General features: G+C 41.3%; 17 protein-coding genes. 1 reads left to right on the top strand and 16 read right to left on the bottom strand.

Annotated elements, in window-relative coordinates; translation table 11 throughout:
- Positions 1–14: 14 nt before the first annotated feature.
- From BLS32_RS01410 to BLS32_RS01420, 3 genes are read right to left on the bottom strand one after another with little or no spacing between them, the layout of a single operon-like run.
- On the bottom strand, positions 15–1280 hold the full coding sequence (locus tag BLS32_RS01410; RefSeq protein WP_091391523.1) for an ABC transporter permease: 1266 nt from the start codon (positions 1278–1280) through the stop codon (positions 15–17).
- 2 nt (positions 1281–1282) lie between these two features.
- Positions 1283–2527 carry an ABC transporter permease gene (locus BLS32_RS01415; protein WP_091391524.1) on the bottom strand — a complete coding sequence of 415 codons (1245 nt, stop codon included), beginning with the start codon at positions 2525–2527 and terminating at the stop codon, positions 1283–1285.
- Positions 2520–3221 carry an ABC transporter ATP-binding protein gene (locus BLS32_RS01420; RefSeq protein ID WP_091391525.1) on the bottom strand — a complete coding sequence of 234 codons (702 nt, stop codon included), beginning with the start codon at positions 3219–3221 and terminating at the stop codon, positions 2520–2522. The genes BLS32_RS01415 and BLS32_RS01420 overlap by 8 nt, the downstream gene beginning before the upstream one ends.
- Before the next feature lie 173 nt (positions 3222–3394).
- On the opposite strand from BLS32_RS01420, the gene BLS32_RS01425 reads away from it, so the two are divergent.
- A complete protein-coding gene (locus tag BLS32_RS01425) occupies positions 3395–4792 on the top strand; it encodes a DUF4403 family protein (RefSeq protein WP_091391526.1) in 1398 nt (465 codons plus the stop codon).
- 70 nt (positions 4793–4862) lie between these two features.
- Here the strand turns inward: BLS32_RS01425 and BLS32_RS01430 are convergent, their stop codons facing one another.
- From BLS32_RS01430 to gcvH, 13 genes are all read right to left on the bottom strand, one after another.
- A complete protein-coding gene (locus tag BLS32_RS01430) occupies positions 4863–5135 on the bottom strand; it encodes a hypothetical protein (RefSeq protein WP_245699298.1) in 273 nt (90 codons plus the stop codon).
- Positions 5128–5709, bottom strand: a complete 582-nt coding sequence (locus tag BLS32_RS01435; protein ID WP_091391527.1) for a DUF420 domain-containing protein — start codon at positions 5707–5709, stop codon at positions 5128–5130. The genes BLS32_RS01430 and BLS32_RS01435 overlap by 8 nt, the downstream gene beginning before the upstream one ends.
- Positions 5709–6395: an SCO family protein gene (locus BLS32_RS01440; protein ID WP_091391528.1), complete on the bottom strand. Its 687-nt coding sequence runs from the start codon at positions 6393–6395 to the stop codon at positions 5709–5711. Before BLS32_RS01440 ends, BLS32_RS01435 begins: the two co-directional genes overlap by 1 nt.
- A 3-nt stretch (positions 6396–6398) precedes the next feature.
- Positions 6399–7049 (bottom strand): hypothetical protein, encoded by a 651-nt coding sequence (locus tag BLS32_RS01445; RefSeq protein WP_091391529.1) that lies wholly within the window; start codon positions 7047–7049, stop codon positions 6399–6401.
- A gap of 78 nt (positions 7050–7127) precedes the next feature.
- Positions 7128–7487 carry a cytochrome C oxidase subunit IV family protein gene (locus BLS32_RS01450; protein WP_091391530.1) on the bottom strand — a complete coding sequence of 120 codons (360 nt, stop codon included), beginning with the start codon at positions 7485–7487 and terminating at the stop codon, positions 7128–7130.
- Positions 7488–7505: 18 nt separating this feature from the next.
- Positions 7506–8537, bottom strand: a complete 1032-nt coding sequence (locus tag BLS32_RS01455) for a cytochrome c oxidase subunit 3 (protein ID WP_091391531.1) — start codon at positions 8535–8537, stop codon at positions 7506–7508.
- Between the two features lie 42 nt (positions 8538–8579).
- Positions 8580–9167, bottom strand: a complete 588-nt coding sequence (locus BLS32_RS01460; RefSeq protein WP_091391532.1) for a cytochrome c oxidase subunit 3 — start codon at positions 9165–9167, stop codon at positions 8580–8582.
- 6 nt (positions 9168–9173) lie between these two features.
- Entirely contained in the window at positions 9174–10076 is a 903-nt protein-coding gene (cyoE, locus tag BLS32_RS01465; protein ID WP_174799809.1) for a heme o synthase, read from the bottom strand.
- Between the two features lie 113 nt (positions 10077–10189).
- Entirely contained in the window at positions 10190–10777 is a 588-nt protein-coding gene (locus BLS32_RS01470) for an RDD family protein (RefSeq protein WP_091391534.1), read from the bottom strand.
- A 30-nt stretch (positions 10778–10807) separates the two neighbouring features.
- Positions 10808–12964 (bottom strand): energy transducer TonB, encoded by a 2157-nt coding sequence (locus tag BLS32_RS01475; RefSeq protein WP_091391535.1) that lies wholly within the window; start codon positions 12962–12964, stop codon positions 10808–10810.
- Between the two features lie 18 nt (positions 12965–12982).
- Complete coding sequence (deoC, locus tag BLS32_RS01480) at positions 12983–13726, bottom strand: deoxyribose-phosphate aldolase (RefSeq protein ID WP_091391536.1); 744 nt, start codon at positions 13724–13726, stop codon at positions 12983–12985.
- A 49-nt stretch (positions 13727–13775) separates the two neighbouring features.
- Positions 13776–14177, bottom strand: coding sequence for a VanZ family protein (locus BLS32_RS01485; protein ID WP_245699299.1), 402 nt, complete (start codon positions 14175–14177; stop codon positions 13776–13778).
- Positions 14146–14526 (bottom strand): glycine cleavage system protein GcvH, encoded by a 381-nt coding sequence (gene gcvH, locus BLS32_RS01490; RefSeq protein ID WP_091391537.1) that lies wholly within the window; start codon positions 14524–14526, stop codon positions 14146–14148. Before gcvH ends, BLS32_RS01485 begins: the two co-directional genes overlap by 32 nt.
- Between the last annotated feature and the right edge of the window lie 48 nt (positions 14527–14574).

Below are 14574 nucleotides of genomic sequence, written 5' to 3' on the forward strand. Positions count from 1 at the left end.
TGATTGATGATTTTTTATTCTGTTCTGAGTGCGTCGACGGGTTTGATGCTGATCGCGATTTGTGCCGGAATGAAGCCTGCGAGCAAGCCTGAACCAACCAGGATCATTAACGCAATGAATACGACGCCAAGATTGACGCTCGGATTCGCAAACATCATGTCTTCCGATGGCATCGAATCGAGCATCGCGTTGACTCCGGCGAGCAAACCTGTGGCTACTGCGATTCCGGCCATTCCGGCAATGATCGTTAAAAATATGGCTTCGGTTAAAATTTGTGTACGGATCGCTGCGGGTGTAGCGCCAATGGCGCGCCGGATTCCGATTTCCTTGGTTCTTTCTTTAACGACAATTAGCATAATGTTCGAAATTCCGATGACGCCCGAAAGCAACACCAAAGTTCCGACGAAATAAGCGATGAATTTCAAGATCAGGAACAAGCCCATGACTTTGCTGAATTCGGCATACAAATCAAAATTCCCGATCGCGCGTTCATCATCGGGACTTATCGAATGCCGTGCTTTTAAGAAATCGAAAATGCCTTGCTTCAAATCGGTGATCGAAGCGCCGTCTTTAGCTGTGATAGCCATCCATCCTACGACATCGTTAAAATTAAAAGCCTGCTGGAAAGTCGAAAACGGAATGAAAATATTTTTCTGTGCCGATTCTGCATTTCCGTTATTATTCCCTTTGGATTTATAGACACCGACGATCATAAAATTAACGCCGTTGACTTTGATGTAACTTCCTATGACTTCTTCACCTTTCAGATACATTTCATCAATCACACCTTGCCCGATTACAGCTACTTTACGCTTTCCATTAATATCGCCGTAATTGATAAAACGACCTTTGGTAATGTCCATCGCTTCCTGTGAAGTCAGCTCGGGATAATCACCATAAATATTGTAAGCGCCTGTTTTTGTGCCGCGGATGACATTGTTCGAACCTTCAAATCCGCCCAGCTGGTTTCTTGGGGAAACATAAAGCAGGTCGGGAAATTTACTTTTTAAGGCATCGACATCGTTGTTCTTAAAGTGAAACTGGCGGTTTTGAGGCAGGCCTTTATATGCTTTTGATGTGGATTGCGTCCACATGAACATCGTGTTTGTGGCAATTCCGGCAAATCCTTTTTTGACGCCGTTTTCAAGTCCGGTTCCGGCTGCAAGCAAGATCACCAGAATAAAAATACCCCAGAAGACACCAAAAGCCGTGAGCACCGTACGGAAAACATTTGCCGTCAACGCTTCGATAATTTCATTCCATTTATCCCTGTCAAACATAATTATTCGTCTCTTAGTGCTACAATCGGTTTTATTTTTGCGGCTCGGTATGCTGGGAAAAATCCTGCCAACGCCCCGGCGAACACGAGCAAGATCAGCGTCGTTATTGCTACACCAAAATCAACCTGCGGATTTAAAAAATACTCGCTTTTGATCATCGGCCCGGCGATTTCGAGCAACAGCAAACTCATCAGCAACCCGACAAACCCGGCAATCGTTGTAATGAAAATCGATTCGTGTAGAATCATTGCGATGATGGAAACCGGCGATGCACCAAGCGCTTTCCGGATCCCGATTTCCTTGGTTCGTTCTTTTACGATGATCAGCATAATGTTGCTTACGCCAACGACTCCGGCGATGATGGTACAAATTCCGACCCACCAGAAAAAGAGCCTGATGTACAAATTTAAATCATAAAATTGCTTCGCTTCGACAACCGAATTGTGTACGCCTAGAGCGCTTTCATCATCGGGCGCGATGGTATTTTTGCCTCTAAGCAATTGTTTTAAATCTTCGGTAAATTTTTCAGATTGTGCCAATGCTTCGTCGTAATTGTCTACTTTTTTTAGTGTATAAAATAAATTGCTGATCTTATCGCCGCCGCCAAAAACTTTCTGGGTCGTGCTGATCGGAAGGTAAATCCGGGTTTCTTCGCGTTCTCCAGCCGGATCACTGAATACGCCAACAACTTTGAACGGAATACCCTGAATCGTAATTTCTTCGCCTAACGGATTTTTATCCTTGAACAAATCCATTCTGATTTTTTCGCCGATGACGCCTACTTTCTCAAAATGCGCCACATCATTGTTATTGATGAAACGCCCTTGTGTAATCGTCGCATTTTCAATGAACTGGTAATCGGGATATGCGCCACGGTATTGGTAATTTCCGGTTTCTTTGCCATAAGCGACAGCGCCGTTCCAGAAGTTATAAGTTGAGGCTTTTTTATCGAGTTTCGGGCCGAATTTCTGAACCGACATATTGTAATCGCTGTTGTGAAACTGGATCTGCCTTCCCGGATTTAGTCCTTTGTATTCTTTACCGGTAACGCCGCTCCAAACTTCAATAATTCCGGCAGCATCGCGTTCAAATTGTTTTTCGATCCCGTTTTGAAGCCCTTTTCCAACGCCGAGTAAGATCACTAAAATGAAAATTCCCGATGCGACAGAAATCCCGGTCAGGAAAGTCCGCAACTTGTTTTTGGCGATCGCCTCGAAAATTTCCTGCCAGCGCTCGATATTAAACATAAGCCGAAATCCTTACTTGTTCTACCATTTTATCATCGATAATGAGTCCGTCTTTCAGGACCACATTTCTTTTGCACATCGCAGCAATATCAGGTTCGTGGGTTACGATCAGGATGGTTTTTCCTTCGTCGTTGATGCCCTGGATAAGTTCCATGACTTCATAAGAGGTTTTGGTGTCCAAAGCGCCGGTTGGCTCATCGGCCAATAATACTTTGGGATGTGAAGCCATTGCGCGGGCGATCGCAACCCTTTGTTTTTGCCCGCCTGAAAGTTCGTTTGGCAAATGGTGCGAATGCGATTCGAGGCCGACTTTCTTCAAATAAGACATCGCGATCTCATTGCGCTCATTGCGCTTTACGCCTTGATAATACAACGGAAGCGCCACATTGTCGAGTGCACTTTTGTAATTGATTAAGTTGAAAGACTGGAAAATGAAACCCAGAAATTGGTTTCGGTATTTGGAAGCCACCGTTTCATTGAGGTTTTTGATCGGAACATTATCCAAAATATAACTTCCAGAATCGGCTTCATCGAGAATCCCGAGAATATTGAGCAAAGTCGATTTTCCAGAACCCGAAGAACCCATGATCGCAACAAGTTCGCCTTCTTTTACACTGAAATTAATTCCTTTTAAAACATGAAGCTCTGAACTTCCGGTTTTGTATGACTTGTGAAGGTCTTTAATTTCGATCATGGTTTGTTGGTTTTGGCACAATATTAAACGATTTTGTAAGTAAAATATTATAACAAAATGTTAATAAAAATTTCTTACAATAACTTCATAAGACTTCATGTTTGGGAAAATGTTACACAAAAAAGAAATTATATAGGTCGTTTGATTAATTTTACCCATCAATAAAAATCGCAATGCAAAAAAAAATCTACCTGTTGTTTGTTTTATTCGGATTAACAATAATATCGGGCTGTGGTTCTACCCAAAAAATCGCTGCTTTGAAGCCTGAGCCCGATGACGCTTCGCCTTTAGTGTATGAAAATACCACTTCATTTATTGATTTGCCGATTTCGATCAAACTCAAAGACATCGAAAACCAGACAAATAAATTGCTGACCGGACTGATTTACGAAGACAACAATATTGCCGATGACGATTATGAAGTCAGGATCTGGAAGCTTGCGCCGATTACTTTACAGAATGAAAAAGGAAAAATAAAGACAGTGCTTCCGTTGAAAGCGTATGTGAAATATAGAATTGGCACGAGTAAACTCGGAATCGCACTGTATGATACGCGTGAATTCAATTTAAACGGCGTGATTACATTGATTAGCGATGTGGGTTTAACCAATTGGAAACTGAATACCAACACCGAACTCAAATCATTCGACTGGAATGAAAGTCCGTCGATCAACATCATGGGGAAAGCCGTTCCAATTACGTATGTGATCAATCCGACAATTCGTTTATTCAAATCGAAAATTGAAAAAAGCATAGACGATGCCATTGCAAAATCGATGGATTTTAAGCCAAATGTGCTTGATGCGCTTGAAAAAATCTGCCAGCCTTTCCAGATGAATGAAGCTTATGAGAGTTGGCTTCGCATTGTTCCTGTTGAATTGTACACGACCGAATCCAAACTCCAGAAAGAAACGATTTCGTTTGAAATGGGTTTAAAATGTACGATTGAAACGCTTATCGGGCAAAAGCCTGCAACCAAATTCGACCGCAATAAAATCGTGTTGAAACCTGTTGCAAAAATGCCTCAGGATATTACTGCGAATATTGTTGCGGTTTCAACATATCAAGACGCTTCAAAGATCATGACGAAGAATTTCGCCGGACAGGAATTTGGATCGGATAGCAAAAAAGTCAAAGTCCAAAATGTAAACATCTGGCATAAAGACGGCAAAATGATCATCGCTTTGGACTTGCTTGGAAGTATTAACGGAACGATTTACCTGGCCGGATTTCCGCAGTACAATGACCAGACGAAGGAAATATTTTTTGACAAACTCGATTATGCGATTGACACCAAAAGCAAACTGATGCGCACGGCAAACTGGCTGGCTTCGGGATATGTGTTGCGGAAAATACAGGAAAGCTGTAGGTATTCGATCAAGCCGAATTTGGATGAAGGCAAGCAAAATGTGATGCAATATCTGAAAAATTATTCTCCGATGCCGGGCGTTTTCGTGAACGGATTGATTGACGACATTCAGTTTCAGAAAATACAATTAACGAATAAAGCGATCATTGCGTTTGTAAAAATGAACGGCGCGGTGAGTATTACTGTTGACGGTTTGAAATAGTTAAATCAATTAAAAATCTGGTTTAAAAACCGGCTTAAATTTAAATTTACCAGGTAATATAATGAAGTTTTTATTTTTTCTTTTTGTTCATCCGATACACCGCATAACCGATGCCGCCGACTAAAACATACGGAATCAGCATCAGATAAACGATGCCGTCATTAACCGCTTCGCCTTTGGATTTATTGCCTTCGGTTTCGAGCGCCGCGCGGCACATCGCACATTGAGCATTTGCTTTTGGAGAAAATAAACAGGGAGCCAAAATCACAAAACTTACCGCAATAAATTTAACAAGCAGCATTCTGACTTTCGACTTTTGACTTTCGACTTTCGACTTAAACATAATAAGGAGCAATCATTAAATAAACCACAACTCCCGTAACAGCGACATACAACCAGATCGGAAACGTAATCCTTGCAATTTTCCTGTGCCTGTCAAACCGCTGTGCCAATGCCCGGACGTAAGTAACCAATACCAAAGGAACAATAATTATCGAAAGCACGATGTGTGTCAGTAAAATGAAAAGGTACAATCCGCGCGTCCAGCCTACGGTTGCTTTTTCGTTCAAATCCAATAATCCGTCATGGTTCGCATCTCCGAAAACAGCCGAAACTGCGGTCATGTGATATGCAATGTACATGACGAGAAAAGAAAGCGACAATGCAATAGCGGTTGTCATCAATTGTTGATGGCGTTTTTGGTTTCCGTTTTTGATTGAGATTACGCCGGCAATTAAAACAACAGCCGTAATTCCGTTGATCGTGGCGTAAATCGGAGGCAAAAAATTTAATGGCGTTACCTCGATTCCGAAATCCTTAAGCTTGACGCTGAATAAAACCGCAACCGCAACCGGAATAATGATCGAAATGGCAACGATCCATTTATTGTATTTATGTTCTGCAGATTGCTGTTCCATTATTCTTCGAGTAAAATTGCGATGTCCTGCTGAATGGCCTTTACGCCTTCTTTTTCGATGCCGTCGTAATATAAAATCGGGTTTCCTGATGTATCTCTTCTGCAACGGATGTTTCCCTTTTTATCCACTAAAGCAAATAAACCTGAATGCTCAAATCCGCCGTTTACTTTAGCATTTTCGCCTGCATATTGGTTGAAGCCTTTGTTGGCAATATCATAAATGTAGGCTTTGTCGCCAGTCAGAAAATGCCAGTTTGAAGATTTTACGCCCAATAAATCGGCGTGGGATTTTAAAACGGCTGGCGTGTCATTTTCCGGATTGATGGTAATCGATACCTGACCAAAATTCGGGTTTCCAAAGAATTTATTCTGGATGTCGATCATGTTCATGTTCATCTTCGGGCAGATGGATGGGCAGGTTGTGAAGAAAAATTCCAATACATAAACCTTTCCGGCATAATCAGCGTTTGTGATCGTTTTGTTGTTCTGGTCGGTCAGCTGGAATTTCGGAGCGGGCTTTATCGTTAGCAATTTTGCGTCGGATTTTCCATTGTTTGAAATGTTGTCCAATCGATCGCCTTTGACGATGTCGTTTCCTTTCACGCGTTCGATGATCTTCGGAACGGCATAAATTCCGAAAATCAAAATGACCAGTGAAATTCCGATGTATGATTTATTTTTAAGCATGTTTTAGTCTTTAAATTCCTGTTTGGTTGCGTTGTGGTTCTTTTTGAGTGCCGCGCGGTATTCGTATAATACGATCTTGAAATCGTCGAGCATTTGGTTGCTCAGATCTGCAGGATGAAACGTACTGTAAGCATCTTTGTAATCCTCTTTGCCATTTCTTCCGCGAAGGTTCCTTTCCTTATCGATAATCACGACGTTTTCGGTTCCGAGGTCTTTATTGAGGTTTTCCCTGAGTTTGAGTTTGGAATAATAATTTGAAATTTCCTCGGGCTTGGCAAAGATGAAATGCCATTGGCTCATATCGGTCGTAGCTCCGAGGGCATCTACAATTTTCTGCGCGTCCTGTTCTTTTCCAACAGGACAAATCATGACAAATTGCAAATCGTTAAACGTATGGTATTGCTGGTAAATTTTCTCGTTAAGGTTGAAAAGGTTGCCGCGGTTTTTCATCAGGTCGAATCCGCCAAAGCCTAAAATTGTAATTTTATCGTCAAGGGAAACTTTCTCGTTTTTAAGTGAATGCCAATCCCCGAAATCAGGTACTTTCTTGGTAACAATAGGCAAATGCGTGAATCCGTTGACTCCGGTTGCAAAAAAAAGATACGCGCCAATTGGAAGAATGAAAAGCACAAAAAGAACGATATTTTTTTTCATTGGAAGGAAAGCATTATTGCGGTACAAAAATAAAAAAAGACGGTGTAATACCGTCTTTTTTTGTGAATTAATATGCTGTTAAAAATTCCATTTTATCGTGGCATTTTTAAAAACCTCATAAATATAATCTGCTTCCACCAAAAGGATGAAGAGTAAATACAAAACCAGGAAAATAATCGGAGCAACAACCGTCCAGCGCAGGCTTGCTTTTTCGCCTTCCATGTGCATGAACGCCCAAACGATGTAATATGCTTTAACCAAAGTAAGAATAATGAAAAGCCAGTTCAGCAAATTCATGCTCAGGAAATTGTTCATGTGAAGAACGTCCGGCTTCACAATACCCATCGCTACTTCAAAGGTCGTAATGACTGAAAGGATTGCGAAAACCTTCCAGATTCTTCCAAGATTTGATACGTGTTCGTGCTTATCGTGTGACATAATAATAATTTTTGAAAATTAAACCAAGTAGAAGAATGTAAATACAAATACCCAAACCAGATCGACAAAGTGCCAGTACAAACCAACTTTCTCTACCATTTCGTAGCTTTTTCTTTTCTCGTACGTTCCTAAGATTACGTTGAAGAAAATGATGATGTTGATGATGACTCCTGAAAATACGTGGAAACCGTGGAAACCGGTAATAAAGAAGAAGAAATCAGCAAACAATTTGCTTCCGTATTCGTTTCTTGTCAGGTTTGCACCTTCTACAACCAAATGTGCATTTTCCAATCTCAACGCAGATTCTTCCCTTGTTAAAACCGTTTTATGTTTGTGGTGGCTTAAAGTGTGGTCTACTTTAGTATCTTTTTTCGCAGCAGCATCATCTTTATAAATAGTCTCTATACGAACACGAACATTTGGATGCGTTTTAAAACCTTCCTGCACTTCAGCAACTGAATAGGTTGGAAGCGAACTTTCTTCCATGAACCATTTTCCTTGGCTGCGTGTCAATTGTGTTCTTTCTTCCGGAAGTTTGGCAGCAAAATCTTCCAATTTTACTCTTTTTCCAGTCGTCGCATCAACGAATTGTAGCAAGCTTCCGCCTTTGGTTTCTACTGCGCCATATTCCCCTTTGATAAAGTTTTTCCATTCCCAGGCTTGTGAGCCTACGAAGATCAAACCTCCAATAATCGTTAAGAACATGTAGAAAGCGACTTTTGCTTTGTTCAAATGGTGTCCGGCATCAACCGCCAAAACCATAGTTACAGAAGAGAAAATCAGGATGAAAGTCATTAATGCCACATAATACATTGGCGCTTCAACACCGTGCATAAATGGAAAGTGGGTAAATACTTCATCCGGCAACGGCCAGGTTTCAATAAATTTGAATCTAGAAAATCCGTAAGCCGCAAGGAATCCTGAAAAGGTCAGTGCATCCGATACGATGAAAAACCACATCATCAGTTTTCCATAACTCGCCCCTAATGGCTCGTTTCCGCCGCCCCAGGTTTTTTCTCCAGTGTTTGCAGTTGTAACTGTCGCTCCCATAAAAGTTATTCGTTAAAAAGTTCCCAAATTTACGTTTTTTTCTTATTTAAAGAAATATAAAAATAAAAACAAATACACCCACAATACATCGAGAAAATGCCAATACATGGCACCTAGCTCTATTCCAAGGGTTTGAGATGAATTGTATTTTTGTTTAAAATGATTATAAATTATAATTAAAAGCGAAATCAATCCTCCGGTAAGGTGCGCCAGGTGCGTAACCGTTACCACGTAAAGGAAAGTGGTCGTAATCGTGCTTTCGCTGCCGGTGAAATAATAGCCACTTTCGACGATCTGGCCAAAACCAACAAATTGTAAAACCACAAATAAAATTCCCAACGCTAAAGTAGCCAAAAGAAATGAAGTAGTCGCGCTTCTGTTGTCTTTTTGTATCGATTTTTTTGCCAGATGAAACGTAATGCTGCAGCAGATAATTACCAAAGTGCTTGCAAAAAATGCGCTCGGCATCTGAAAATCCTTCAACCAGTCGGCTCTTGATTTGCTCACGACAAAGGCGCTCGTGAGTCCGGCAAACATCATCGTCATGCTCACCATCGCAAACAGCAGAATCAGTTTTGCCGATCTCGCGCTTCTGGCTTTATGTTCTTCCAAAGTCATTGTCATACTCATGTTTTTTTATCTTAAAAATTTATCTATAATGTAAACGATCTGTAAGAGGCTGATATATGAAACACTAACCAACATCAACGTACGTGCGGCTTTTGGCGTTCTCAATTTGTATAATTTAACCGCATATACCAACATCCAAAGCCCGAGCAAAAATACGATTCCGGCAGAAACTATCGAAATGTGCAGTTTTCCCGTATAACCCAAAACAGGCAGCAAAGAAGCGATAATCAGCCAAATGGTATATAAAATCACCTGCAACGCGGTCGATTTGTCTTTTTTTCCCGAAGGCAGCATAAAAAACCCGGCCTTTTCATAATCGTCGTATAAAAACCAGCCAATCGCCCAAAAGTGTGGAAACTGCCAAAAAAACTGAATTAAAAACAATGTTCCGGCCTCAATGCCAAAATCGCCTGTCGCAGCAACCCAGCCCAGCATAAACGGAATCGCACCCGGAAAAGCGCCCACAAAAACCGACAAAGGCGTCAGCGTTTTCAGCGGCGTATACACACTCGTGTAAAGAAAAATGGAAATCGCGCCAAACATGGCTGTTTTCGGATTGATCAGATATAAAAGGATTAATCCGATGATCGTGAGCAAACTCGCCACGAACAGCGCCATATTGGGTGACATTCTGCCCGAAGGCACAGGCCTGTTTTTCGTGCGGTCCATCAATTTGTCAAGGTCTTTTTCAATCACCTGATTGTAGGCATTTGATGCGCCAACCATGCAATAGCCGCCAACAGTCAGCATCAATAAAACCGTCCATGAGAAAGGGTGCGCTTCATCAAAACCGAGCAAATAACCCGCAATCGACGAAAACAAAACGCTTACCGCCAATCCGGCCTTGGTGATTTCTTTAAAATCGGTAAAAACGGATTTGATGGAAAATGGGTTTGCCGTTGCGTTCAATGCGGTTTTCATTAGCGGTTCTAAAACTCGCGCAAAGATACTGGTAAAGTCAGTAAATCACAAAAAAGCAGTCACAAAAAAGCAGGCGATTTTAAAAAAGGTTACAGCAAATTTTATCGTGCGTCTTTGACTACAATTGTATTCGAAAATTTATCGTGAAATCCGCTCTTTGCAAACAAATACGAAAAATTATCAAAAGGAATCAACCTGCAAATGGTTCGAATGAAAATATCTTTCTTAGAGGGTTTTGTTCCATCGGTCATCAAAACAGTTGTCCGGGTCATCATTTTTGCAAATGTTTTCTGGAAATGGTATTCCATAAAGCCATAATAAAAAAACGGCCAGCCAAACAAAAGCGTCCAGGAAACAATTCCGTTGCCTAAGCCGCTAAAGCGAAAAAACGTGATCATATTAACGAAAAAGAAAAATACGAAAAAGAATATCACGGAATCAATCACACAATTCGCAAATCTCGTTGCGCTACTGGCCCAAACCGCCTCTAAACTGTCTGACTCTGCTTTAGCTTTGGTGAATTTTTTAGCAACCGCTTCCATTTTTACGGTGTCGATATTCCGGAAAGAAATTTCTGCAATAGCTGCTTCCAGTGCTTCGGCTTGGTACTTATTTTTATCGACGGTGACGATTTCGATCAATTCCTCATTAGTCTTGTCTGCCATTACTTTTGTAAACTGGTTCTTCATCGTTAGTACATATTTAGATTAGTTTAAATTCTAATAATCAAAATACCAGTTAAAAATATCCGATCTTACCCCGAAAGAAAACCACGTCGTACTTTCCTTAAAAGTCGTCAAAGTATTCTGCGTTGGATCAAAATTCCTGTAGATCAGCCCGGCAAAAACTTTTAAGTTTGTCGAAGGATTTACAAGATAGCCCGCCTGAATATCGGCAATGAAAATTGTCGTTTTATTTCCCTGGCCGATTTTCACGCCTTTTTCGCGAGCACGCTGTTCGTCATAATCGCGGTAAATATTCCCGCCGTAATTCAGCGAATCGGTTGCGGTATTGAAATCAAGGCCGCGCGTTCCGAAAGTCACTTTGGCATCGGCAAAATAACGGCCTTGGTGGTAACGTGCAATCGCAATGACTTCACTGAAATTTCCGCCCCATTGGTGCCCGAGGCTTTGGTTCGTATGTCCGTAATTCGTCAACGGATCGCTGTGCGAATACACATAAGGGCGCACGCGGTTGTATTCTGCCTGAAGCAATAAATGATCAATATTGAACGCATTGAAATATTTCAATCCAACCTGATAGCCCAATTTATTTTTCCAGCTTTTTTCGCCTCCAAAAATATCATCTGATGAAAATTCGTCAATTAAAAGTTGCCCATAAGCATTGAACTGGTTGGTGACTTTATATTTTCCAGTCAGCCCCAGAAGCGCGTTTCCTGCTTTTGAAGACGATGCAAACTCGACTGATCTGTAAAAAATAATCGGGTTCACAAAACTGAAATCGAAACCGCGGTTGTTTAAATTTGCCCAAACCACCGATTCAAAAAGCCCGATGTTCAGCCTTTTTGTTGCGTTCCAGCTCAAGTAGTGGTTTGCCATGTATTTTGTCGCATAAACACCTCGTTCATCAGTGACATCGTCGCGCACATCTTTCAGGAACATATATGTGTTGGTATATTTAATCTTCCAAAAATTGGTATTGATCTTAAAATATGGATACGGACTCACGCCATCGGTCGTAAGCAGCGAACGGTAACCGTCGCCAATGAAATTCCTTCCGTAACCCAACTGCAAATCAAAGGTTTTGTTTGGCGTGTATGTAATGTTGGCTTCAGCCATCGGCATGTCAAAAGCATCGGTTTTGAACCTTTTTGCAATTCCAATTCCCGGAATTACCGCAGGATTTCCTCCTGCTGGCGCAATCGATTCTGAATAGCGGTTGTAGTAATCGGCAAAACGGCCCTGGCTTTCGTAGATCGTGGTCGTGAAATTGATCTGTTCGCCCAATCCACCTTGAATTTGCAATCCGCGAGTATTGATGTACGTGTTTTGTGATTTTTCGCCACTGGCTTTTCCAACTTGTAGATCAAGGATTGGGTTCATAGTAAACCAATAGCCTTCGCCCTGGATCTGTACAAGGTTTTCGTTCCATAATTTGCGTCCGAACCAGCTGGTTTTAGCTTTCATCAGATTTTCATTCGCTTTGCGCAAATCGTAATATTTCGAAACTTCAGCGTAAGTATAAGGTTTCGAAGCCGTGTGGTTGTTGGCTCCAACCTGGTTCATCGCATCATCAAACTGCGCGTACAAACTGTGTGAAAACGGAATGTTCAGGTGGCTGTCGAATTTTGGCTCGTTGAATTTGTGATAGACAATGCTATCATATTCCGCGAGTTCTTTGCTCCTGTCTTTAATTAATTTTTTCTTGTCTTCTTTCGCATAATTTTTTGCTTGTGCGGCTTTTAAAGTTTCGGCTTCCTGTGCTTTTTCCGCAACAAGATCGGCGGCACTTTTTAACGGGATTGCAATTTTAATCGTGTATTTCGAATAAGTAGGCGTGCCGTTGTAAGTGGGCGGCGCTATTTTAGGAAACTGAGCAAAAACCCTTTTCGCTTCTGCAATCAATTCCTGCTCGGAAGCATCTGCATACAAAGTTTTAAAATTCCCTTTATCATCGACCTCGAATAAAACAGAGACATTGCCTTTAAAACCATTTTGCTGCAGCTTTTCTGGCACTTTAAAAGTATTGAAAACCAAATCCTGCACATGGTTGTAGAAACAATCTGCAAGCGCATCGCCGTTCTGGCTTTCACAATCCGGGAATACCGGGAATTTCTCCAGCGCATTGTTGAAAACCTGTGCTTTGGCCGCAAATGACACAGCAATCAAGAACAAAAATAAAAAGTGCTTTTTCATATATTTTTAACGAGTGAATTAATATCCGCCAGAAGCAACAGCTCCGCTGGCAATCGCTTTCGCGGATGAAGTGCCGATTCGCCTGACGCCCAACCGGATCATTTCAGCGGCTTCTTCATACGTGCGCACGCCGCCAGCGGCTTTGATCGATAATGGCGATGCGTTTTCGAGCATCAGGACAACCGTTTCAGGTGTGGCACCATTTGGAAGATTGTTTTTTGTTTTATAAAATCCGGTTGAAGATTTTACGAAAACATTGACATACGCTTCTTCTTTAAAATTTGACATCACCATATTTTTGATCAGCGTGGAAAGCTGAACGATCTGCAAAGCATTTAAAGCCGCAACCTCGATGATCCATTTGACGATTTTATGGTGTTCGAGCCCAAGCTTTGTCCCGAGTAATATTTCTTCTTTGACTGTAGAAATATCTCCGTTGATGAACGCTTTATAATTGCATACAAAATCAAGATCGTCGGCACCGTCGGCAATTGCCTTTTGTGCTTCTTCGAGTTTTTTATGAATTGACGAACTGCCTTCAGGAAAATCAATTACGGTACCGATGGTCAGTTTGGATTTTGCCGACCCGATCATTTCTTTGGCTACTGAAACAAATTCGGGCCTGATCATGATCAACTTAAAATGTTCGTCGATGGCTTCTTTGATAAACTTTTCGGCCACAGCTGCATTTTCGCTTTCGCTGATTCCGGCCTGTTCTGCAGTTTTCAGATAAGTCGAATCTAAATATTGTTTGATATCCATGCGATAAAAATAAAAAAATCCCACCGAAGTGGGACATATTTGTACACTTTTAATTGTCAGCTTTCATTTTAACGACATGGGCGCTGTAATACAACAGCAAAACCGCCATTAATGCACCGGCGATATTTGCAAAAACATCGTAAATATCGGCCTGCCTGGTTTTGGTAAAAAGCCCTTGCATGATTTCAATTGCGATTCCGAAAACGACTGAACTTAAAAAAACCCTGGTCAGTATCTTCCTTGAATAGCCGCTTTTATCCAATGTCAAAAACCAAAGAATCGTAAATACAAAATGAAAACTTGCATGAACATATTTATCGGCGCTTGAAACGCCAACACTTGGCAGTTCCGTGAAACTGACCAGGCACATTACTAAAATAAATAATGTCCAGATAATGGCAAGCAGCCCGTAAATTTTCTTACGCGCCAATGAGTTTTTTATAATCTTCACTTGAAAGTAATGTTTCGAAATCGGCGGTGTCGCTTACTTTCACTTTAACCATCCATCCTTTTCCATAAGGGTCAGAATTTACCGTTTCAGGATCGCTTTCGAGCGCATCGTTGAATTCGATAATTTCGCCAGCCAGTGGAAGAAACAAATCTGAAACTGTTTTTACGGCTTCAACTGTTCCGAAAACGGCGTCTTTTTCAAGGGTTTGGTCTAAGGATTCTACTTCTACATATACAATGTCACCCAGTTCTTTCTGAGCAAAATCGGTAATACCAATAGTCGCTACATCGCCTTCGAGCAGTACCCATTCGTGGTCTTTCGTATATTTTAAATTTGCAGGAATGTTCATTTGTTGTTGTTTTTTAGGTTGTTGTTTTTTGAATCAGACCCGGCAAAA

Origin of the sequence: Flavobacterium noncentrifugens, from assembly GCF_900100375.1 — a bacterium.
Classification (GTDB): Bacteria; Bacteroidota; Bacteroidia; order Flavobacteriales; family Flavobacteriaceae; genus Flavobacterium; species Flavobacterium noncentrifugens.